This window comes from Streptomyces sp. NBC_01320 (assembly GCF_035974375.1).
GTDB classification, from domain to species: domain Bacteria; phylum Actinomycetota; class Actinomycetes; order Streptomycetales; family Streptomycetaceae; genus Streptomyces; species Streptomyces yanii.
This window is the reverse complement of sequence record NZ_CP108390.1, coordinates 1,303,403-1,325,799: the sequence shown is the minus strand read 5'-3', so window position 1 is coordinate 1,325,799 and position 22,397 is coordinate 1,303,403. Positions and strand designations below refer to the sequence as shown.

The window sequence follows — 22,397 nt, the reverse complement described above, 5'->3', positions numbered from 1 at the left end:
TGGTCCGGGAAGGCCGGGCGCGGGCCGCGGGGGATGGTGCCGGGGCACGCGGCTCGCGCTCGACGACCGCGCCGTTTGCTGATGGTTCGGGGGCGTTTTCTCTTGGCGCGGGCCATGGCGTCGCGCCGTCGAGGGGGAGGCCCCGTGCCACCCCTTCAACAGTCGTAACGTATCATACAAGTGACGACCTGGAAGCTCTGCGGTAACGCCGAACTCGCCTGTGCTGCACGGTTCGTGGACGGCAAAACGCCATGTCGGAGCACATGCTGTGCCCGATGAGCCCGGATCCGACCCCGGCAGGTCCGTCGCCCGCACCAGGGGGCGACCCTGAACGCGCGGGCCGGTCGTGCATGGTCCATCCCGGCCGGCCCGCCTCCCGTCCGCCCGTGCGGCTGTGTCCGGTGATGCCCCGCCCACGCCCATCGACCGGGGGCCCGGTTCCGCGTTCTGCCCCGCGCCGTGCGGACCGTCGAGCCGGAGCATTCCCGAGGCCGCCCGGCTGTCAGCCCGAGGTGCCCGGGCCTGTCGGACCGGCGAGGTAGCCGTCCACCTCGCCCGCGGCGTGGGCGGCGAACATCGGCCCGGCGATCTCGGGATCCCCGGAGCGCAGGACCTCCAGGAGCTCCGCGTGGTGCTCGGCCAGCGCGCCCCAGCCACCGTCGTAGCGGGGGTCGCCCAGTACGTGGAGATCCCAGAGGCTGGACTCGATCACGCGCCACAGCCGGATCAGCGCGTCGTTGCCGGCGGCCGCGCACACATGCCGGTGAAACGACATGTCGGCGCCGCGGAAGGCCGCGATGTCGCCCTTGTCCACGGCGAGGCGCAGCCGTGCCACATCGTCCGTCAGTAGCCGTGTGTGCTCGGCGTCCAGGCGGCCGGCCGTGCGACGGGCCACGTACTCCTCGAACATGACCCGAATGTCCCTCACGTCCTGGGCCTGTTGCTCGGGGATCCGGGCCACGCGCGTGCCGCGGTGCGGCTGGGAGGTCACCAGGCCCTCGTGCGCCAGACGCTTGATCGCCTCGCGCGGCGGTGCCTGACCCGTGCCCACCCGGCGGGCGATATCCGCCTCCACGAGGCGCTGGCCTGGCGCGAGTTCACCGCTGACGATCCAGTCACGCAGCAGCGCGTACACGTGGTCCGAGGGCGGCCGGTGCGGGAGGCGTGCCGGGGACGGGGCCGTTCCCGCCGCGCTTCGGCCGCCCCCTCGCCGGCGCCCGCCCTTCGGCGGTTGCACCCCCTCGGGCAGCTCGGCGGCCTGCTCGCGCCGGATGCGCGCCACGGTGGACTGCGACAGGCCCAGGGCGTCCGACAGGGTGCGGGTGGACGGCACCGGAGTGCCGTCGCCAGCCTGCGCGAGCACCTCCGCGATACGCGCCTCCGCCTCCCGTCTGGTGACGCTGCGCGGTCGGCCCGAGCGGGGAGCGTCCCTCAGTCCGGCCACGCCCCGGCGCACGTAGCGGTCCCGCCACTTGGCCACCGTGGCGGGACTGACCTGGAACCGCTGAGCCACCTCGGCGTTGGTCAGCCCTTCGGCCAGGGCCAGGACGATGCTGCTGCGCAGACGCACGGCCCCGGGCAGTTGACGCGAGTAGTCGGACAGAGCCGCCCGGTCCTCCTCGCTGAGCTGGGGAAACGCCTGCGGATCGGAAAATGTCATGGCTTTGCCACTCCACGGTTGGGTGAATTTATGACTCGGAGGGCCACGGGAATGACGTCCCGCACACATCAACTTATTGTTCGCTCCGGCGTATTGACGGCGACCGGGCGCGAACATCTTACTTATCGTGCTCAGCCAGTGACCCACCAGATCGTGCTCCGCGAAGCCCCCCGAGGAGGAAACGCTGCGTGAACGAAGGACCGGAGGGACGGGGTCCGGAAGAACCGGCGCCGTGTCTCCCGTCCGCACCTGAACACCGTCCCCGGCCCGGCCCGGGACACCAGGAACCCCCCGGGGACAACCGCCCCCGATCATGACGGCCCGCGCGACGGCACCCCCGTGCCCGCGCTTACCCGGGCCGAATCCTTCCTGCGCCCTTCCGCGCACGTACGGCCCGGGCGGAGCGTTCCTGCTCCCCGGTGACCGGCGGGCGATGACAGACCGAACGTGAAGCCGCGATGACGTGCTCGGACGTCGTCATTGCGTGCAGGAGCACGGCCCGGTGCGGCACGACCCGTGCCCCGCCCGGCGGCCGCACGTCCACGGCCGAACGACAAAGCCACACAACGCACGTGGCAAGGAGACCTCATGCCCCTCACCACCCTCGTACGAAACAGGTCAAGACTTCCCCTGCTGCTGGCGGCCGGCGCCCTGCTGGTCAGCGGAGCGACACTGAACGTCCCCGACGCGCAGGCGCAGGCGACCGGCTGCAAGGCCACCGATCTCTTCGTCGCGCCCGACGGGAGCGACCGGGCCAAGGGCACCGAGGCCAGCCCCTTCAAGACCATCGAAGGCGCCCGCGACCACATCCGTGACAAGGGCCTCAACCGCCCCGGGCGCATGCGTTGCGACATCAACGTCAATCTGCGCGCGGGCGACTACCCGGTCTCCACCACGATCGACTTCGACGACCGGGACTCGGGTGCCGACGGGCACCGGGTCGTCTACCGCTCCTACGACGGCGCGGGCAAGGCCCGTGTGATGGGCGCGGCCCCGGTCACCGGCTGGGAGGAGTACAAGGACGGCATCTACCGTGCGGACGTCGGCACGGACAAGCCCTTCTACACCCTCTTCGAGGATGGCAAGCGCGCCACCACGGCCCGCTACCCCAACCGCAAGTCCGACGACGAGTGGGCCCCCTACATGACCTCCGTGCTCGCCGAGCCGGAGAAGGAGGCCGTCCGCCAGTGGCTGTACTCCAGCCCCGGCGACTGGGACGCGAGCTGGAATCTCGACCAGGCCTCGGCCGTCGTCTGGTCGGGCGGCAGCTGGAGCTGGTTCACCGACACCGTCCCGATCCGGGACTGGAACGCGGCGAAGAACCAGATGACCCTGAAGTACTGGACCCGCTACGCCCTGATGAACTCCCGCGGGGGCTCCCGGTACTTCCTGCAGAACTCGCTGGACTTCCTGGACCAGGCGGGCGAGTACTACATGGACTTCAAGAAGGGCCAGGTGTACTACAAGCCGCGTGGTGACATCAACGACGTCACCGTTCTGCGGCCCACCGTGAAGACCCTGTTCAACCTGGCCGGACCCAGCCCGGACCGGCGCGTGCAGAACCTCTCCCTCGACGGGCTCTCGCTCCAGTACACCGACTTCGTCGACTGGTACCGCTACGGCTGGATCAGCGACGGCGACTCCGGCGAACCGCACAAGTACCCGGAGTACGACCGGCAGATCGAGCTTCCCCGCAACCGCTTCGGCGCCGTCACCGTGACCAACAGCAAGGACATCACCCTGTCCCGGCTGCACATATCCGACACCGGTTACCACGCGGTGTACGCGCTCTTCGCCAACGACGGACTGACGGTCAGGGACAGCCTGCTGGAGAACATCGGCGGCGACGGCATCAAGGTGGAGGGCCCGTACCCGGGCGAGGGCAACACCTCCAACGGACACCTGCTGACCAACAACTACATCACCCACTACGGCGAACTGGTGCCCGGCGACGCCTCCGGCATCGAGCTCCAGAACACCGGTCACAACACCATCAGCCACAGCCACATCAAGCACAGTGCGCGCTACGGCGTGAGCCTCGAAGTGCGGCCCGAGGTCGCTCCCGCGGACGACTACGCCCGCGACAACACCTTCGAGTACCTGCGCATCGACCAGGCCGGCCTGGACAGCGGTGACATGGGCGCCTTCTACACCTACGGAGTCAGCAACGTCGAACCGCACACGATCGACAACCACGTCCGCCAGATGGTCATCGGCGATGTGATTCCGGACGGTTCCATGCCGGACAGCGGAACCCGCGGTGTCCACATGGACGCCGGCGGCTGCGGGTTCAGCTTCGAGAACATCGAGGTCGGTAAGACCACCGACCAGAGCTACCAGAGCTACCGGTGCAACGACGTGAAGAACGCCAACTGGGAAGACGGCTACGACGCCTCGAAGATGGAGTACGACAAGATCGGTGTCTCCGCCGACTTCCCGTACCCGCTGCCCGAGGGCGACACCCAGTGACCGGTCACTGACCGGACACCCCGAGAGGTACGGGCCCGTCCGCGGGACCGGCGACGGTCCCCACCCGGACGGGCCCGTACCTCCGCACCCCGGGGGCGGGACGCGGCCGCGCCCCCCGCCCCGCGACCGGCACGTCACCTGCCCGCACCGCACCACACATCTGGAGGCACCCCATGTCCGAGTTGTCCCGACGGAACGTCCTGGCCGTTGCCGGAGCATCCGCGGCGTCGATGGCCCTGAGCGCCGGAAACGCACAGGCGGCCGGAGCGGCCGGTGCCGCCGCACCGGCGGCCGGCGGCTCTGCGCACGGTCCCAACCCCATGCGCCTGTGGTACCGGTCCCCGGCGGCGGAATGGCTGGAGGCACTGCCGGTCGGCAACGGGCGGATCGGCGCCATGGTCTTCGGCGGTGCCGACACCGAGCGGCTCCAGCTCAACGAGGACAGCCTGTGGGCCGGGGGCCCGCACGACTACGTCCGTCCCGGTGCCGGAACACACCTGGACGAGATCCGCCGCCTGGTGGTGGAGGAGAAGTGGAACCAGGCGCAGCGGCTCATCGACACCGACTTCATCGGCAGCCCCTCCGAGCAGGTCGCCTACCAGGTGCTCGGTGACCTCGAACTCGTCTTCGACGGCACGGGCGAAGTGACCGACTACGAACGCGAGCTGGACCTGGAGACCGCGGTCGTGCGCACCGGCTACACGCGCGCCGGAGTCCGCCACGTGCGGGAGGTCTTCGCCAGCAGCCCCGACCAGGTCATTGTCGTACGGATGACCGCCGACACACCGGGCGCCATCGGTTTCACCGCCCGCTTCACCACTCCCCAGCAGGCAACCGGCTCCACCGTGGACGCGCACACCGTCGCGCTCGACGGCGTCAGCGGCGACTGGTACGGCCTGCCCGGGTCCGTGCACTTCCGCGCGCTCGCCCATGCGCGGACCGAGGGCGGCCGCGTGTCCACCGCTGACGGCGCGCTGACCGTCGAGGACGCCGACAGCGTGACCCTGCTGATCTCCATGGCGACCAGTTACCGCAATTACCTGGATGCCGGAGCCGATCCCAAGGACCGAGCCCGCCGACACCTCGCCCCGGCGGCCGGACGGCCGTACCAGCACCTGCGCACCCGGCACGTGGCCGACTACCGGCAGCTGTTCTCCCGGGTCGCAATCGACCTGGGTCCCTCGGAGCGGACCGCTCTGCCCACCGATCAGCGCATCCCGCTCTTCTCGGACGGCAAGGACCCGCAGTTTGCCGCCCTGTACTTTCAGTACGGGCGCTACCTGCTGGCCTCCTGCTCCCGGACACCGGGCCAGCCCGCCAACCTCCAAGGCCTGTGGAACGACAGCCTCAACCCGGCCTGGGAGTCCAAGTACACCGTCAACATCAACTTCGAGATGAACTACTGGCCGGCCGGACCCGCCAACCTGGCGGAGTGCTGGGACCCGGCCGTGCAGATGGTCCACGAACTGGCCGAGTCCGGAACCCGTACCGCCAAGGCGATGTACGACGCACCCGGCTGGGTGCTGCACCACAACACGGACGGCTGGCGGGGGACCGCGCCCGTGGACGCCGCACAGTACGGCATGTGGCCGACCGGTGGCGCATGGCTCTGCCTGATGCTCTGGGACCACTACCGCTTCACGGGTGACAGGGGCGAGCTGAGCCGCAACTACCCGGTGATGAAGGGCGCGGTCGAGTTCTTCGTCAACACGCTCGTCGTGGATGCGAAGACCGGCTGGCTCGTCACCAACCCCTCGCAGTCCCCCGAGGTCACCCATCACCAGGACGAGGGCGAGAGCGTCAGTATCTGTGCCGGTCCCACCATCGACATGCAGCTCCTGCGGGACCTGTTCGACGCCTACCGGAAGGCCGCCCGGGAACTGGGCCGGGACGCCGGACTCGTCGAGCGGGTCAGTGAGATCCGCGACCGTCTCGCGCCCACGCGGGTCGGGTACCTCGGCCAGATCCAGGAGTGGCTGGAGGACTGGGAGGAGGCCGCGCTGGTCCGCAGCCGTCATGTGTCCCACCTGTACGGCGTCTTCCCGAGCGCGCAGATCAATCCGCGCACGACTCCCGAACTCGCCGCTGCCGCGGTGAAGAGCCTGGAACTGCGCGGAACGGCCGGTCAGGGATGGTCCCTCGCCTGGAAGATCAACATGTGGGCCAGGCTCCTGGACCCGGCACGGGCCTACAAGCACCTGGCGGACCTGCTCACCCCCGCGCGCACCGCCCCCAATCTCTTCGACCTGCACCCGCCGTTCCAGATCGACGGCAATTTCGGCGGGATCTCCGGCATTACGGAGATGCTGCTGCAGAGCCACGCCGACGAGATCGCCCTGTTGCCGGCGCTTCCCGAGTCCTGGCCCGCCGGCTCCTTCCGCGGGCTGCGGGCCAGGGGCGGATTCGAGGTCGACCTCGCATGGACGGCGGACGGGATCACGCACGCCGAGGTGCGCTCGCTGCTCGGCAACCCGGTGCGTGTCCGGACCCCGCACCCGGTGGACGTCGAGGGTGCCGGTGCCGACCGGCCCGAGGAGTGCGTGGTGTCCTTCGATACCCGCTGCGGCGGACGGTACCTGCTGACCGCCCGGTCCACGGGGCGCTGACGCGGGGGAGCGGCCCACCGGTCAGCGGCGCGACGACGGGCTGCGCCGCGGCCCGATCCTCGGTGGTCCGGAGCCGCGGCAGCAGCTTGTGCGTCCAAGTGCCGTAATCTGGCGGGTCACTTCAGCAGTTCCCTCGCCACTTCGACATCGGTGATCAGGATGTTGGCCCATTTGCCGAGCATCGCACCGCGGATCGCGGCAGCCTTGTCCATGCCTCCGGCAACCGCGATCCGGCGTTCCACCGCCCGCAGCCGGTCGGGTTCGATGCCGATGAGGCGGTCGTTGAAGCGCGCGTCGACGGCATGCCCGTCGGCGTCGAAGTACCGGGCGCACACGTCACCGACTGCCCCCAGTTCTCTGAGGTGCCGCTGGTCCTCGTGGGTGATCGCGTTGCCGGAGCGGCGCAGCAGAGGCGACGGGTCGAGGCTGCCGACCCCGAGCAGGGCCAGCGTGAGCCGGGACCACGCCTGCATGGTCTCGGCCATCGCCGGTTCCTTTGAGAGCAGGTCACGCAGCTGCGGGCTGCCGACCAGCGCGGCGGACGGAGCGAACACCGGCTGGGCGCCTGTCAGTTCGGCGAGGCGGCTCGTCAGGCGTGTGGCGTGCAACTGTACTTCCGGGCTGCCGGAGCCGCCGAGGAGCTGGACGACCTCGTGGGCGACGGACGACGTCTTGGCCCGCATGATCTTCACGGACTCCAGGAGCGTCGCGCTCCAGGAGGAGACCCCGATGGTGTCGCCCCCCTTGAGCGTGGCGTCGAGGTAGGTGGCGGTCGCGGCGGCGAGGGCCGGGATCACGTCCGTGCCCGGGCCCTCCACCTCGACCACGACGGCGTCCCGGAGCGCGAAGCGCTCGACCAGGGCCTCCTCGAGCTCGGCGTGGACGCCGTCGGGGGAGACGACCACCGTGCGCACCACACCGCGGTCGACCGCTTCCTTGAGGAGCCGGGAGACACGGGGCTGCGACATGCTCAGCTGCGCCGCGATCTCGGGCTGCCGCATACTACGCTCGTGGTACATACGGGCCACCTTGACCAGCAGCCGCACATGGTCGGGTCCGGGATCCGACGATCCTGCCGCCATCGTGCCTCTCTTCTCCAGGTCCGAACGTGTCCAACGTGGTCAATGTATCGCCGGGTGAATGCTCGGGTGAGCAGCCGGTCGCCGCGTGATTCGCCGGATCTCACGCAGGCTCGCTGCTCGCCTTCGTGCCGCGCTACGGGTGGGGCCGGGCCTGCCGGATCCACGCTGGTCATGACATCTGTGTGCCCTTCGGATACTTGAGTCCTCACCCACTGGGCGGGCGGATCGAACCGAGATCGCGGGCAGCGCCGAGTCGGCGTCGCCACCGGGCCCGGGCAGCGTCACGCCGCGCACGGTCCCATGCGGGCCGGCTGATCCGCAGGCGGCTGTCGGCCCGTTCCGACAACTCGTCGAGCGTCCACAGACCCAGGCCGAGCCCGGCGAGATGGGCCGCTCCCGCAGCGGACATCTCATGGTGCGCGGTGCGGGCCACGGTCACGCCCGAGACATCGGCCTGGAGCTGCATGAGGGCGTCGCTGCGACTGAGCCCGCCGTCGGCCACCACGTACCGTGCCACAGGGAGGGCAGCGAGCACATCCCAGACCTGGAAGGCGACCGACTCCAGTGCCGCGCACGCCAGTTGAGCACGACCGGTACCGAGATCGAACCCGGCCAGCACGGGCACCGCCCGCGCGTCCCACCAGGGAGCGCCGATCCCGCCGAAGGCCGGGACCAGCGTCACGTCACCCGCGTCGGCGCCGGCCGCGAGCCGGATCAGTTCGTCGGGGGAGGCGCCGAGGAGATCTGCGAGCCAGGTAACGGTGCGCCCTGTGGAGCGGATGTTGGCCTCGTGGGCGTAGGCCGGGCGGCCGGTGGACCAGGCGATGGTGGTGCACAGGTTCTCGGCCGCCCGGGGTTCGTCCGTGACGGTCATGACGGAGGAGCCGGTGCCGTACGTGGCCTTCACGATGCCGGGACGCCATCCACCGTGTGCGAACAGCGCGGCGTGTGAGTCGCCCATCACCGCGAGCACGGGGGTGCCGTCCGGCAGCGGATCCAGCCGCCGTACCGTTCCGAACGGCCCGGTGGAAGGCACGACCCGGGCCAGCGCCTGGCGCGGGATGTCGAACAGGCCGAGCAGTTCGTCGTCCCACTCGCCGGTGGCGAGGCTGAGCAGTTGGGTCCTGGAGGCGTTGCCGATCTCGGTGACCGGCTCTCCCGTGAGCGCCTGCAGGAGGAACGCGTCCACTGTGCCCAGTCGCAGCCCACGGGTGCGGCCGGGGTCGTACTCGTCGAGCAGCGCAGCCATCTTCAGGGCCGAGAACATGGGGTCGAGGGGGAGCCCGGTACGCCGCCGGATGTCGTCGCCGTGACCCTCGCGGCCGAGGCGGGCCGCCAGCTCGCCACCCCGCTGGTCCTGCCAGCTGACCAGCGGGGCCACGGGCTCTCCCGTCGCCGCGTCCCACAGGACGACCGACTCGCGCTGCGTGCTGAGAGCGAGACCGGCCACGCTGCGCGGATCGGCGTCCCGCAGGCAGTCGGCGACGGCGGCCCGCACACTCTCCAGGAGCGTCCAGGCGTCCTGCTCCACGCGGCCGGGGCCGGGGTGCGATTGTGCCAGCGGGATCACGGCCCGGGCGACGACGTCTCCGACCGCGTCGAGGAGCAGGGCTTTGGTGGAACTGGTGCCCTGGTCGACAGCGAGCAGATGCGGTCTCATCGAGCCCGTCCCAGGGCCGATCGTGCGGCGCCGGCGATCCCCTCGGCGTTCAGGCCGAAGTGGTCGAGCAGGAAGGACGCGCTGCCCGTCGGCGCGAAGCCCGGAACACCCAACATCCTTACGGGTACGGGATGTTGCTCGGCCGCCACCTTCGTGACCGCGGCGCCGAGCCCGCCGGAGAGCAGTCCTTCCTCCGCGGTGACGATGGCCCCGGTCTCCCGCGCGGCGGCGACCACGGCGGCCTCGTCGAGCGGTTCGACGGACGCCATGTTGAGAACGCGGGCCGACACGCCCTCCGCGCCGAGGATGCGGGCGGCCTCCAGCGCACGCGAGACCATGGTGCCGACGGCGATCAGAGTGACGTCCCGGCCTTCGGTGAGCCGCGTGGCCCGACCGGTCTCGAACCCCGTGCCCTCCGGCATGACGGCGGGCACCTTGAACCGGGGGATGCGGATGTACGCGGGCCTGCCCGACGCGGCGGCGTAGCGCACCGCGCCACGGGTCTCGGACGGATCGGCCGGAACGATGATCTCCAGGCCGGAGACCGCGCGCATCCACGACAGATCCTCGATCGAGTGATGGGTGGGGCCCAGTTCGCCGTACGCCATGCCCGGGCTCTGGCCGCACAGGACGACATGCCGTTGCGTGTAGGCGATGTCCGCCTTGATCTGCTCCAGCGCGCGACCGGTAAGAAACGGCGCGGCGGCGGACACGAACGGGACGAATCCCGCATTGGCGAGCCCCGCGGCGACACCGACCATGTCCTGCTCGGCGATGCCGACATTGATCAGCCGGGTGGGGAACTCCGCCCGGAACCGCACGAGGTTGCTGGAGCCGACCGAGTCGTTGCACACCGCCACGATCCGCTCGTCGGCACGCGCCAGGGCGGCCAACTCGGCGGCGAAGTCCACCCGGCAGTCGTACAGCACCGTCTCCCGCGCAAGGCTGTTCATCGGCCCAACTCCGCAAGTCCGAGGCGTACTTGTTCGTCGGTGGGTACTTTGTGGTGCCACTCGACCCGGTCCTCCATGAACGAGACGCCCTTGCCCTTCACCGTCTGCGCGATGACCGCGACGGGGCGTCCGGCGGTCGACGGCGCGTACGCCTCCTTGATCGCCCGGTGGTCGTGACCGTCGATGACGCGGACCTCCCACCCGAAGCTCGCCCACTTCCTGCCGAGGGGTTCCAGGGACGAGGTGTCCTCCGTGCGGGCCCCCTGCTGAAGCCTGTTCCGGTCCACCACGGCAGTGAGGTTCGCGAGACCGTAGTGGGCGGCCGTCATGGCGGCCTCCCAGTTGCTGCCTTCCTGCATCTCGCCGTCGCCGAGGACGACGACGGTTCGCCAGCTCTCCCTCCGCAGGAGCGAACCGAGTGCGATGCCGGTGGCGACGGGGAATCCGTGACCGAGCGGACCGGTGTTGGTCTCCACGCCGGGCACCTTGAGCCGGGCGGGGTGGCCGTTCAGCGGCGACAGCGGTGCCATGAACTCGCGCAGCCGGGCCCGTGGGAAGAACCCGCAGGAGGCGAGCGTCGAGTACAGAGCCGCGGCGCAGTGTCCCTTGCTGAGCACGAAGCGGTCGCGCTGCGGGTGGTCCGGCTCGTCCGGGTGCATGCGCAGGGTCCCCCACAGCGCGGTGACCAGCAGATCGGTGACGGAGAGGTCGCCGCCGACATGCCCCATCCCCGCCGCCTGGATCGTGGTCAGGACATCGCATCGTACGGAGGCGGAGAGTCCGGCGAGTTCGGCGGCTGCCTCGGTGGGCGAGGCGGCGCGCAGGCGCGCGCCGATCCCGTGGTACGCCCGGGCCGCGGGTGCGTCAACGGCGAGCGGGGCGGTGGCCTCCGCGGTGGCGGTCACGCGGACTCGCTCTCCGACTCGGCGAGGGCACGGAACAGTGCCCGCTTCGCGATGCGCTGGGCGCCGAGCGCGTCCTGCGAGGCCTGAGCGGCGGCCAACGCATCGCGGTCGAGGTAGCCGAGGGCGCGGTGGAAGGCGCGCATCGTGCGGATGCCGGCGCGCGCGGCCTCGACGGGGTCCTCGCGGAAGGGGAACTGATCCAGCTGCCACACCCCGTCCCACCCGGCCTCGTGCAGGGCGAAGAAGAACTCGAACGTCTCGAGAAGGTGGACGGATCCGACGACCATGTCGTCGTCCCAGCCGCGGAAGTTGTCGTTGACGTCGATGGCGAAGAGCTTCGAGCGGGCGATCGCCATCCGGGCGGCCTCCGCGGGGGTCTCGCCCCCGTACAGCGAGTGCCCGAAGTCGAGCAGCACCCCCACGTTGTCCACCCCCATGTCCTCGATGGCGAGAAGGGTTCGCGCGACGGAGGAGAAGACCATCCGGTTGCGGGGCTCACGCGGCTTGTACTCGATGGCGAAGTTCAAGTCGGGGAAAGACTGGGCGAGTTCGCGCAGCGCGCCCACCGACTTGGCCCACAGGTCCGTGTAGTCGGCCTGGAAGGGGTAGTCGTACCCGTCCTGCCCCGGCCAGATCTTCACGTACTCGACACCGAGCTCGCGCCCCACTTCGGCGGAGGCGGCGACCAGGTCGATGGCCTGGCGGCGCACGGCCGGGTCGGGGTTGGTGAAGCCGCCCCTGGCGAACTTGCCGGTGTAGAACTCAGGGGTCACGGCGATGGCCCGCAGCTTCTGTTCGGCCAACGCGTCGCGTACCTCGGCGGTGCTGATGCCCCCCGGCGGGAAGGGCCAGTTGAGGTCCAGCACGGACAGGTCGCCGACGGCACCGGCCAGCTTGATGGCGTCCAGGACCGTGCGGGGTTCGCCGTATCCGTCGGTGGCGTAGCGGTCGACGTACGTGGCGAAGTGCCAGACGCCGGCGCCGTAGACCGGTTCACCCGGACTCGGCGAGTGAATATCTATGCGTTGGTGAGTGGACATGCAAATCAACGTACGAATGCGCGTCGAGTGCGTCAACCCCCGTGCAACGACAGCTATTGGCCACGCGTGCGGCAGGGCCGGGGGAGGCCTCCTGGGGTTACGGCGCGCCTTCCTGGAGGCGGCCGTTGACCATGACGTGCCGCACGGTCAGGTCGTTCACGGACTGGAGCAGGATGTCCTGTGCGGCGTCGTCGAAGGTCAGGCGGTCCAGGGTGACGTCGCTGACCGGCGCCTCGGGCCGGGCCCGTACGCGCACCGGGTACTCGCAGGGGCCGCGCATCGACCAGCGCGCCGCCGACAGCCGGGTCACCTCGGCGGGCGTGGCACCGCCGGCGTCACCGGCGTACTGGAACGTGACCTCGAACGGCACGTACGTCCAGGCCGGCGCATCCACGTCGACGACACGGATGTTTCTGACGTAACCGCCCCTTGCCGGGGTGGACTTGACGACCAGGACCGAGGCGACGGACGCCTCGCCCAGGGCGGGGTCGAAGGGCAGGCGGAGCCGCTGGGCGAGCACATCCGACACGCCGCCGCTCATCTCGCTGCCGATCGCCACAGCGGCTCCGCCGCTGAGGTACACGCAGTCCCGGATCCGGATGCGCCGTGACGGCACGCCCACCCGTCGGCCGTCCTGGTCGCGGCCGGACTTGATGGCGATGCAGTCGTCGTGCGTGGCGAAGGTGACGCGCTCGATCGTGACGTTCTCGCACGAATCGGGGTCGCAGCCGTCGCTGTTGGGTCCCTCGCACTCGATCCGGACGTCGCGCACGGTGATGTCACGGCTCAGCACCGGATGGATGTTCCAGAAAGCGGAGTTGCGGAGCGTGACGCCCTCGATCAGGAAGTCCGTGCATGCGTACGGTTGGATGAAGCTGGGGCGCAAGTAGTGACCCTCGCCGAGCACGCGCTCCGCGACCGGCACGTTCTGTGCGCCCCACTGCTCCAAAGTCGCCCAGTCGGCCCGTTCATTGGGCATTCCGGGCTTCCAGCCGTACTGCCCGGAGCCCTTCCACGGCCACCAGTGTGTGTTGTCGCTCCGAGCGTCGAGGATTCCTCGCCCGGTGACCGCGATGCCGTGCTGGCCGTAGGCGTAGATCATCGGTGAGTAGTTGAACACCTCGATGCCCTGCCAGCGGGTCCGCACCACCGGCAGGTAGGCGGCCGGATCGGTGCTGAACAGCACCGTCGCGCCCTCGGCCACGTGCAGGTCGACGCCGCTGAGCAGGTGGATGGGGCCCGTGGCCCAGCGCCCGGCGGGTATCAGTACGTGCCCACCGCCGGCCGCATGGCACGCGCTCACGGCCGCCCGGACGGCGGCGGTGCAGTCGGTGGCGCCGTCGCCGACCGCACCGTGGTCGGTCACGGGGAACCAGGCGTCGGGGAAGCGGGGGCCGCCGCGGTCGGCGGCTGCCGCGCCGCCGGAGCGGGCCAGCGGGAGCGCGGCGGCGGCCAGGGCTCCGAAGCGGAGGAGTTGTCTGCGTACCGGATCACTCATGGATGTGTCCCTCGGTGAGATGGGTGGTGGTCCGCGGTCGCTTCACTGCCCGCGAGAGGCGTCCGGCCCGGCTACCCGGTCGAGGCCACCGGCGCGAAAGCGTTCCGTCCCGGGGGATCCCTGGTGCCCTTCGAGGCTGCCCGCGCGCCGGTTACCGGCCGGCCGGCCGCCGGGGCCGGTGGCCCGGGCGGACGCCGGGGGGTCACGCGGAGGCCGGCCCCGTGTCCCCGACGTACAGCGGCATCCAGACCCGCATCGCGCCCTCACCGCGGTTGTCCCACAGGTGGTAGGGCACCGCGGTGGCGGTGACGGGCCGTGCGGTGTCCACCGCGGCCGGGCCGCCGAGCGTGCGGTAGGGGAGCCCCGCCTCATGGGCTCCTGACACGGCGACGGCGGGGGCCCGCAGGGTGACGGCGGGGCCGAGACCGTCCAGGTCGCCGTGCGCGACCTCCTCGAAGACCGTGTCGGGGAAGATCGCCAGGTCGTCCACCTCGACGCCGTCCTGCTGGTCCGCCTGCTCGAAGCAGTAGACCAGCGGGCCGCGTTCGACGGCGGCACAGCCGCGCACCGCGTCGACGCGCGGGTGCGGAAGCGTCAGCCGGGGAGCCATGTCGAGATTCAGCACCACGGTGTCCCCGGCCCGCCACTCACGCTCCACCACCGCGTACCCGTCCTGGTCGGCGGTGACCGCGACGTCCTTGTGGTCCGGGGTGTCCAGCCGGGTCCGGGCGGACCACGGCGGGACGCGCAGCGCCAGCGCCCACGGTCCTTCGGGTGCCTCGGCGACGGTGATCGCGACACGGCCCTGCCAGGGGTAGTCCGTCTCGGCCCGCAGCCCGATCCGGCCGCCGGCGAAGGGGGCGGTCAGGGAGAGCGGCGCGTACTGGTGCAGATGCAGGGTCGGCACACCGGCGTGCTCGGAGACAGTCGCGGCGTAGTGTTCAAGGGAGGCGACCAGCCGGGTGACCGCCGGCGGACAGCAGGCGGAGAAGAACCACTCGTCGCGGCAGCGTGGATCGCCGACCGCCTCGGCGTGGTCCGCCCGGCGCTGGAGCGGGTTGCCCTTGTAATAGGTCCGGCCGTCGGCCGAGCGCGCGGCGGCGAAGGCGTTGAAGAGGGTGCGCTCGATCAGGTCGGCGTACCGTGCCCGGCCGGTGGCCAGCAGCAGCCGCCAGCTCCACTGGATGCTCGCGGCCGACGCGCACGTCTCGTTGTACGAGAGGTCCGGCGGGAGTTCGTACCGTTCGCCGAACACCTCGCCGACCTGGCGCGAGCCGAGACCGCCGGTCAGGGACGTCCGGGCGGCGACCATGTCCAGCCAGCGGCGCTCCGAGGCATCGAGCAGGGAGGCGTCGCCCGTCTCCGAGGCGAGGTCGACGACCCCCGCCTCCAGATAGAGGCCCCGCACCGCGTGACCGGTGACCGCCGGGGCCTCGCGCACCGGCAGATGGTCCTGACGGTGCCTTCTGCCGTGCTTGTGCGCGCCGACCAGCCCGCGCCCGCGCCGCTCCACGAAGACGGAGGCCAGCGCGAGATGGCGTTCCTCACCCGTCGTCCGGTACAGCTCGACGAGCGCGGTCTCGATCTCGGGATGGCCGTCCAGTCCAGGCCCCTCGTCCTCCAGGAACACATCGGCGAGGTGGTCCGCGAACCGGCGCGCGACGTCGAGCAGCGCGGTGTCGCCGGTGGTGCGGTGGGCGGCCACCGCGGCCTGTATCAGATGGCCGGCGCAGTACATCTCGTGGCTGTCGACCAGCCGGGTGTAGCGCTGACCCGGCTGCTTCACGTCGTAGGCGGAGTCGAGATAGCCGTCGTCCCGCTGGGCGCGGGCCAGCAGCCGGGTCGTGTCCGCGAGGAACCCGGCCAGATCGGGGTCGTCGGCGGACCCGAGTTCCCAGGCCGCCGTTTCGAGGACCTTGTACACGTCCGAGTCCATGTAGACGGGACCGCGGTGCTCACCGGCAGCCTCCCCCGCGGCGATCCGGAGATTGTCCAGATTGCCGGCGCGCTCCAGCCACTCCCGGGCGAGTGGCAGGCTGACGGCGCGGTTGACGTCGCGCCACCGGCGCCACGGTCCGCCGGTCAGCTCCGGTTGCTCCAGTCGGAGCGGACGGTGTGCGGTGCGCGCGTTGCTGGTGGGTACCGCAGGTCCCGACATGGTCTCCCCTAGATGGTGGGACGGGCTAGGAAGGCGATGGTCTGGTCACGCACCCGCAGGATGTGCGCCTCCAACAGGTCCCGGGCCGCCGACCGGTCGCCACGTTCCAGCGCGTCGACCACGGCGCGGTGTTCCGAGACGGCGGTGTTCAGCCTGGACGCGGTGATGGGGGCCTCCATGCCGGTGCGGGTCACATGGATGCTGAGATGCAGGTCGTCGTGGAGCTCCAACAACCGGGGGAGTCCCCCCAGTTCCACCATGGCGCGGTGGAACCGGCCGTCGTTCTCCCGGAAGTCGATGTAGCGCGTGTGGTCCTCCACCGACTCCCGGGCCAGTACGTCGGCCTCGTCAACGAGTTCGCGCAGCCGGGCCGGCGGCTGCCGGTCGGTGCGCTCCCCGAAGAGGCGCAGGGCGTGCGATTCGAGCATCAGCCGCAGCTCGAATAGTTCGTAGATGCTGGACAGCGAGGGAATGGCGACGGTGAAACCGGCGACGGGGTCGTAGGCGAGCAGGCCGCGCTCGTAGAGACGGCCGACCGCGCTGCGCACCGGGGTACGGCTCATCCCCAGCCGCCGGGCGAACTCCCGCACAGGGACCGGCTGGCCGGGAGCGGGGTGCTCCTTCGTCAGCCAGTCCACCAGTGCCTTGCGCGCCCGGTTCTCCAGGCTCTCCTCTGCCGTGACGGCGATCGACGACGTGGCCGGTTCGCGCGGGGTCGAATCCGCCTTCGGTGGGGTCATGCCGTCCTCCTGGCACTCCGTGACTGTGGTCCGGGCCACCGTACCGTTCGCCCTGCACGCCCGTGACGAATGGTATGCCACTGGTAGGCCAACTGTCCGCCCGTTGGGCGAGATCGTTCCCGCGAGTACCTTGAGGGCCGCCGTCGGCGCACCCCGGGGCGGTCTCCCGCGGCGGCCGGGCACAGGGGAGTGCTGCTCTCCGGGATGCGATCGGACCAGACGGTCGAGGGTGACCCCGCGCCGCCGCGACCAGCGGTTCCGAGGGCGGGCTTCCGTCCGGACAGGTGCCGGACCATGGTGAAGGGGCCCGGTCGGTCCGGCTGGTCCGCCTTGTCCGCCTCGGTCCCCAGTCGTCGTGTGGGCCGTCGTTCCGGCGCTGTACAAGGGGTGTTCACCCTGCCGGTCATGTGCTTCCATCGCTGGCATGCCATAGGTATGCCGGGATGAGGAGCCGTTCCCATGCGAACGAAATTACGTCAGCTCGTTGCCCTCGTACGACCGGTGCTGCGCGCCGGTTCCGTCCTCGCCGTCCTGCTCGCCCCGACGGCCGTGCCCCTGCCCGCGGTGGCCGGGGTCCTGCCCGACCCCCCCGGACCGCCGGCCGCGGTCGCCCCCAGCGGCACCGCACGCGCCGTCTGCGCCGACACACCCCTGCGCCTCACCTTCGACTCGGACGTCCGGGTCGGTTCCGGGGGCCGCCTGACCGTGCACCGCCCCGACGGCAGCGCCGTCGACACCATCGACCTCGCCGACCCGGCGTCGTATCAGCGCCTCATCGGCGGGGCACGCTCCGACTACGGCGAACCGCATCGCTGGACCTACGAGCCGGTCGTCGTCGAGGGCCGCACCGCCACCGTCCTGCTGCACCGCTCCCTGGACCCGGGGAAGCAGTACTACGTCACCGTGGACCCGGGCTTCTTCGAAGGGCACGCGGGCATCACCTCGCCCCGTACGTGGCGGTTCCGCACCGCCGCCGCGCCCCGCCCCGGAACCGCGGAACTGCGCGTGGACGCACACGGCGGCGGCGACTTCTGCACCGTGCAGGGCGCCGTCGACTTCGTCCCGGAGGGGAACGAGCAGGAGATCACGATCGATGTGGCCCCCGGCACCTACCGGGAGATCGTCTACATCGGCCAGAGCCGGCCGCACCTGCGGGTGAACGGCTCCGGAGCAGGCCGCACCGTCGTCGCCTACCCCAACAACAGCGTGCTCAACGGCGACTCCGCCATGGCCGACGTGCCCCCGGAGCAGAGCTACTGCCCGCGACGGGTACTGCCGCAACCGGACCGGTTCAACTGCTGGCGTGCCGCGTTCGGCGTGGACGCCGACGACTTCCGGCTGCGGAGCATCACCGTACACAACCTCACCCCCGACGGCGGCTCGCAGTCCGAGGCGTTCCGGGGCAACGGCGACCGCATCGTCCTGGACCGGGTGCGCATCCTCAGCCACCAGGACAGCCTGCGCCTCCAGGGACGCGCGTACGTGGCCGACTCGTACATCGAGGGAGACGTCGACTTCTTCTGGGGGACCGGCGGCGTGTTCGTCCGTAACTCCGAGCTCAAGGCGCTCGACCTCGGATACATCAGCCAGATCCGCAACGCTCCCGACGGGCCGGGCGTGGTCTTCTCCGGCACCCGGCTCACCCGCGCGCCGGGCGTGGCCGACGGCAGCGTCCTGCTCAGTCGCATCGACAGCCGCTTCCCCGCCAGCCAGGCCGTCTTCATCGACACCGCCATGGACGCCCATGTGGCGCCCGTCGGCTGGGGCCTGACCGGATTCGACTGCACGACCGGTCAGCAACTGCGCTTCTGGGAGTACGGCAGCACGGACCTGCGCGGGGCTCCGACGGACACCTCGCAGCGACTGTCCTGCTCACGGCAACTGACCGAGGCCGAGGCGCTCACCTGGCGCGACCCGGCGACCCTGCTGGACGGCTGGGACCCGTCCGCCACGACCGGCCGCGGCCGGGGAAACTGAGGTGCCCGCCATGCCGAACGTCAGCCGCAGATCCCTCCTGGGAACGGTGGGCGCCGCCGCGACCACTGCCGCCCTCGGAACCGGTACCGCCCGGGCGCAGAGCGCCGCGCCCGCGGCCCGCCCCGCACGCCCCCGCCCGGTGGCGCCCGTCAATCAAGAGGTGGCCGCCGCCCACAGCATCGACTACAAGGCCCTGCCCCAGCAGGTCGTCGGGGTCGACGTCGAGCAGTTGATGACCGTGCACACCGAGGCGGACGTGGAACGGCTCCGCGCACAACTCGTCGCCGAGGTCTGGAAGTCCGCCGACGGCCGGCTGCCCGACACGCTGCCTGAGGTCGAACAGGGCGTCGTCGTACCCGATCTGCCCGCCTTCACCGGGCTCCGGCGCGTCGACCGGCTCACCGTCACCCTGCCGTACGACCTGAAATCCGTCGTCTACCTGCTGCTGCCGCGCCGCCCCGCCGCCCACGGGCGCTTCGCCATTTACCACAACGGACACGGCGAGACGCCCGAGACCATGCAGCGCACCGCACAAGCCCTGGTGGACGCCGGATACGGCGTACTGCTGTGTGCCATGCCGCTCTACCACTGGAACCCCAAGCAACTGCGCAGCCCCACGGACCCGGACACCTTCGTGACCCCGGAGAACCACAACGACTTCGGCACGTGGGAGACCGCGGAGTTCTCCACCCTCCGGTTCTTCCTGGAACCCCTCACGGTCGCCGTCAACCACGTCACCCGGACCTACCGGCCCCCCTCCCTCCAGATGATCGGCCTGTCCGGCGGCGGCTGGACCACCACGGTCTACCCGGCGCTCGACCCGCGCATCACCCGCAGCTACCCGACGGCCGGATCGCTGCCGTTCTTCCTGCGCTCCGCACCGCCCAAGCCGAGCCCGACCACGGGCGACTGGGAGCAGCGGCTCGACCGGCACCCGGTCTTCTACGGGATCAGCGACTTCCCCGACATCTACGCGCTGGCGTCCGTCGGGCGGCACCGCCGGCAGACGCAGATCCTCAACCGGTTCGACGCCTGCTGCTTCAACGGCGTCGGCCACCGCAGCTACGAACCGGTGGTGCGGCAACGGATCGAGGTGATCGGCAACGGCCACTGGGAGCTCCTGGAGGACGCCACACACGGCGAGCACACCATCAGCCCGCACGCGCTCGACGTCATCCTCTGGGACCTCGACGTGAACTGCTCCGACGAGCCCTGAGCCGCGCCCGCCCCCACGGCGCACCGGAGCCGCACGCCCGGCGCGCGACCACCTTCCACTCACCGAGGAGAGCAACGTCATGACCCCACTGAACGGAACCGCCGCCACGGGCAAGGAGAAGGGCGAAGCGATGGCCCGCCGTGCCTTCGTCGTCGGAGCCGGCGCGCTCCTGGGCACCGCGGCGCTTCGAGTGCCGACGGCGCAGGCGTCGGAGAAGCTCGCCGCGGCGGCCGAGGCAGCAGGCGATGTCCTCGCCTTCCCCGGGGCCGAGGGCGGCGGCCGGTACGCCACCGGCGGCCGCGGCGGCTCGGTCTACGAGGTCACCACCCTCGCCGACTCCGGGCCCGGCTCGCTGCGCGACTCCGTGTCCGGCAGTGACCGCACCGTCGTCTTCCGTGTATCCGGCAACATCGAGCTCAAGGGCGGACTCGACATCACCGGGTCCAACCTCACCATCGCGGGCCAGACGGCCCCGGGCGACGGCATCTGCGTGGTCGGCAACGAGACCAAGGCCAACGGGGTCGAGAACATCATCATCCGGCACCTGCGCTTCCGCGGTACGGACATGCTCGGCACCGCGATCGACACCTTCGGGATGGAGGGCTGCCGCAACGTCATGATCGACCACTGCTCCTTCAGCTGGGCGGTGGATGAGTGCTGCTCCGTCTACGGCAACGAGAACCTCACACTCCAGTGGTGCATCATCGCGGAGGGGCTGTCGGTCTCCGTCCATCCGAAGGGCCGGCACGGCTACGGCGGGCTGTGGGGCGGCGACAACGTCACCTACCACCACAACCTGCTGATCCACCAGGGCGGCCGCAACCCGCGCTTCAGCTTCGTCGAGGACGTCCCCATGCGCACCGACCACCGCAACAACGTCATCTACAACCACGGCTACACCTCCTGCTACGGCGGCGAGTGGGCCGACGGGGTCAACATCGTCGGCAACTACTACAAGCCGGGCCCCAACACCCTGGCCGAGATCGCGCCGGTCATCGTCTCGCCCGACCGCGGCGGGAGCTGGCACGTCGAAGGCAATGTCGTGGAGGGGCAGGCGGAGGTCACCGGCGACAACGGCCGGGGCGTCAAGTTCCCGCTCGGCGGCGTCACGTTGCGCGAGGAGCCGTTCGAGGTCCTGGACCCGATCCCGTCGCAGACCGCCAAAGAGGCGTACAAGGCGGTGCTCGACGGCGTCGGCGCCCTGCTGCCGCGCCGCGACGCGACCGACGCCCGTCTCGTCGCCGACGTGCGCAACGGGACCGGCCGCATGATCAATTCGCAGAAGGAGGTCGGCGGCGTTCCCCCGCTCGCCTCCGCCGAGGCGCCGAAGGACTCCGACAAGGACGGCATCCCCGACGTCTGGGAGAAGCAGCACGGCCTGAAGGGCAAGGACGCCGCCGACGGCAGCGCCATCGACCCGGCCACCGGCTACAGCAACCTGGAGCTGTACCTGAACTCCCTCACCCGTACCGGGGCCGCCAACCCGGTGGTGAGACTGACCGCCCCGGCGATCGACGCGGTGCACACCTCGGACACCGGGGCCCACGACATCACCTTCCGTGCCGAGGCGGAGGCTCAGGACGGCGCGACGATCGCCTCCGTGGTCTTCTTCGCCGACGACAAGCGGGTCGGCGAGGCGACCTCGGCCCCCTTCGAGGCAGTCTGGAAGAACGCCCCCGAGGGCACCCACCACCTCACCGCGCGTGCCACCGACTCCACCGGCACGTCCACCACCTCCAGCATGGTGCCCGTCCACGTCGACCGGGTCGGACCGCTCGGGAACTGGACGGCCGTCGACATCGGCCCGGTGCCCATCCAGGGCGGATCGGCCCTGGCCGGCAGCTCGTTCACACTGCGCGGCTCGGGCAAGCTCCGCGGCCGTTCGGACTCCTGTCACTTCGTGTACCAGGAGGTCGATGCCCCCGGCGACGAGGTGGTGGAGCTGATCGCCCGCCTCGACTCGGTCAGCGACGTCTACCAGGAGGTGCTCGGCGGCATCATGATCCGGGAGAACCTCACGCCGGACTCGCCGTTCAACCTCATCGGTGTCCACCTCGGCGACGGCGGCCACAAGGGCGTCGTCAAGCGCATCCATTCCCACGGCACCGAGATGAGCGTCGGTACCTGGCCCTACGAGGAGGACGAGGTGATCGACGCGAAGCCGTACTGGCTGCGCATCACCCTGCGCGGCGACGAGTTCACCTCGGAGATCTCGCCCGACTCGCTCCAGTGGACCCGCATCGGCTACGAACGCATCCCCATGGGCGACAAGGTCTATGTGGGCATGTTCGTGGACGGCAACAAGGAGGCCAACGGTGTCGCCCACTACACGACCGCCAAGTTCAGCCAGGTGAAGATAAACCACTGACCGTACGCCCGGCCTCCCGGGCCGCGGAGGGACGTCCGGACGTCTGTGAAGACACCTGGTATGCC

At 70.7% G+C, this 22,397-nt stretch carries 14 protein-coding genes; 5 read left to right on the top strand and 9 right to left on the bottom strand.

The window, feature by feature from the left end:
* Positions 1 to 502: 502 nt before the first annotated feature.
* On the bottom strand, positions 503 to 1,660 hold the full coding sequence (locus OG395_RS06485; protein ID WP_327242023.1) for a GntR family transcriptional regulator: 1,158 nt from the start codon (positions 1,658 to 1,660) through the stop codon (positions 503 to 505).
* A gap of 588 nt (positions 1,661 to 2,248) precedes the next feature.
* On the opposite strand from OG395_RS06485, the gene OG395_RS06480 reads away from it, so the two are divergent.
* Both OG395_RS06480 and OG395_RS06475 read left to right on the top strand, forming a co-directional pair.
* Positions 2,249 to 4,129, top strand: coding sequence for a right-handed parallel beta-helix repeat-containing protein (locus OG395_RS06480; protein WP_327242022.1), 1,881 nt, complete (start codon positions 2,249 to 2,251; stop codon positions 4,127 to 4,129).
* 173 nt (positions 4,130 to 4,302) lie between these two features.
* Complete coding sequence (locus tag OG395_RS06475; RefSeq protein WP_327242021.1) at positions 4,303 to 6,735, top strand: glycoside hydrolase family 95 protein; 2,433 nt, start codon at positions 4,303 to 4,305, stop codon at positions 6,733 to 6,735.
* Between the two features lie 116 nt (positions 6,736 to 6,851).
* Here the strand turns inward: OG395_RS06475 and OG395_RS06470 are convergent, their stop codons facing one another.
* From OG395_RS06470 to OG395_RS06435, 8 genes are all read right to left on the bottom strand, one after another.
* Positions 6,852 to 7,817 carry a sugar-binding transcriptional regulator gene (locus OG395_RS06470; RefSeq protein WP_327242020.1) on the bottom strand — a complete coding sequence of 322 codons (966 nt, stop codon included), beginning with the start codon at positions 7,815 to 7,817 and terminating at the stop codon, positions 6,852 to 6,854.
* Positions 7,818 to 8,022: 205 nt separating this feature from the next.
* On the bottom strand, positions 8,023 to 9,477 hold the full coding sequence (locus OG395_RS06465) for an FGGY family carbohydrate kinase (protein ID WP_327242019.1): 1,455 nt from the start codon (positions 9,475 to 9,477) through the stop codon (positions 8,023 to 8,025).
* Entirely contained in the window at positions 9,474 to 10,430 is a 957-nt protein-coding gene (locus OG395_RS06460; protein WP_327242018.1) for a transketolase family protein, read from the bottom strand. Before OG395_RS06460 ends, OG395_RS06465 begins: the two co-directional genes overlap by 4 nt.
* The gene (locus OG395_RS06455; protein WP_327242017.1) at positions 10,427 to 11,335 is read right to left on the bottom strand and encodes a transketolase; all 909 of its coding nucleotides are present in this window, start codon (positions 11,333 to 11,335) and stop codon (positions 10,427 to 10,429) included. The genes OG395_RS06460 and OG395_RS06455 overlap by 4 nt, the downstream gene beginning before the upstream one ends.
* Entirely contained in the window at positions 11,332 to 12,375 is a 1,044-nt protein-coding gene (locus tag OG395_RS06450) for a TIM barrel protein (RefSeq protein ID WP_327242016.1), read from the bottom strand. Before OG395_RS06450 ends, OG395_RS06455 begins: the two co-directional genes overlap by 4 nt.
* Before the next feature lie 97 nt (positions 12,376 to 12,472).
* On the bottom strand, positions 12,473 to 13,873 hold the full coding sequence (locus OG395_RS06445) for a glycoside hydrolase family 28 protein (RefSeq protein ID WP_327242015.1): 1,401 nt from the start codon (positions 13,871 to 13,873) through the stop codon (positions 12,473 to 12,475).
* 202 nt (positions 13,874 to 14,075) lie between these two features.
* Complete coding sequence (locus OG395_RS06440; RefSeq protein ID WP_327242014.1) at positions 14,076 to 16,031, bottom strand: glycoside hydrolase family 127 protein; 1,956 nt, start codon at positions 16,029 to 16,031, stop codon at positions 14,076 to 14,078.
* A gap of 8 nt (positions 16,032 to 16,039) precedes the next feature.
* Complete coding sequence (locus OG395_RS06435) at positions 16,040 to 16,771, bottom strand: GntR family transcriptional regulator (protein WP_266991407.1); 732 nt, start codon at positions 16,769 to 16,771, stop codon at positions 16,040 to 16,042.
* Between the two features lie 459 nt (positions 16,772 to 17,230).
* Here OG395_RS06435 and OG395_RS06430 point away from each other — a divergent pair, with 459 nt between their 5' ends.
* The 3 genes from OG395_RS06430 to OG395_RS06420 all read left to right on the top strand — a co-directional run bounded on the left by OG395_RS06430 (position 17,231) and on the right by OG395_RS06420 (position 22,332).
* Positions 17,231 to 18,748, top strand: a complete 1,518-nt coding sequence (locus OG395_RS06430; protein WP_327242013.1) for a pectinesterase family protein — start codon at positions 17,231 to 17,233, stop codon at positions 18,746 to 18,748.
* A 10-nt stretch (positions 18,749 to 18,758) separates the two neighbouring features.
* Positions 18,759 to 19,964 (top strand): hypothetical protein, encoded by a 1,206-nt coding sequence (locus OG395_RS06425; protein ID WP_266991403.1) that lies wholly within the window; start codon positions 18,759 to 18,761, stop codon positions 19,962 to 19,964.
* 79 nt (positions 19,965 to 20,043) lie between these two features.
* A complete protein-coding gene (locus OG395_RS06420; RefSeq protein WP_327242012.1) occupies positions 20,044 to 22,332 on the top strand; it encodes an Ig-like domain-containing protein in 2,289 nt (762 codons plus the stop codon).
* The last annotated feature ends 65 nt before the right edge of the window (positions 22,333 to 22,397 follow it).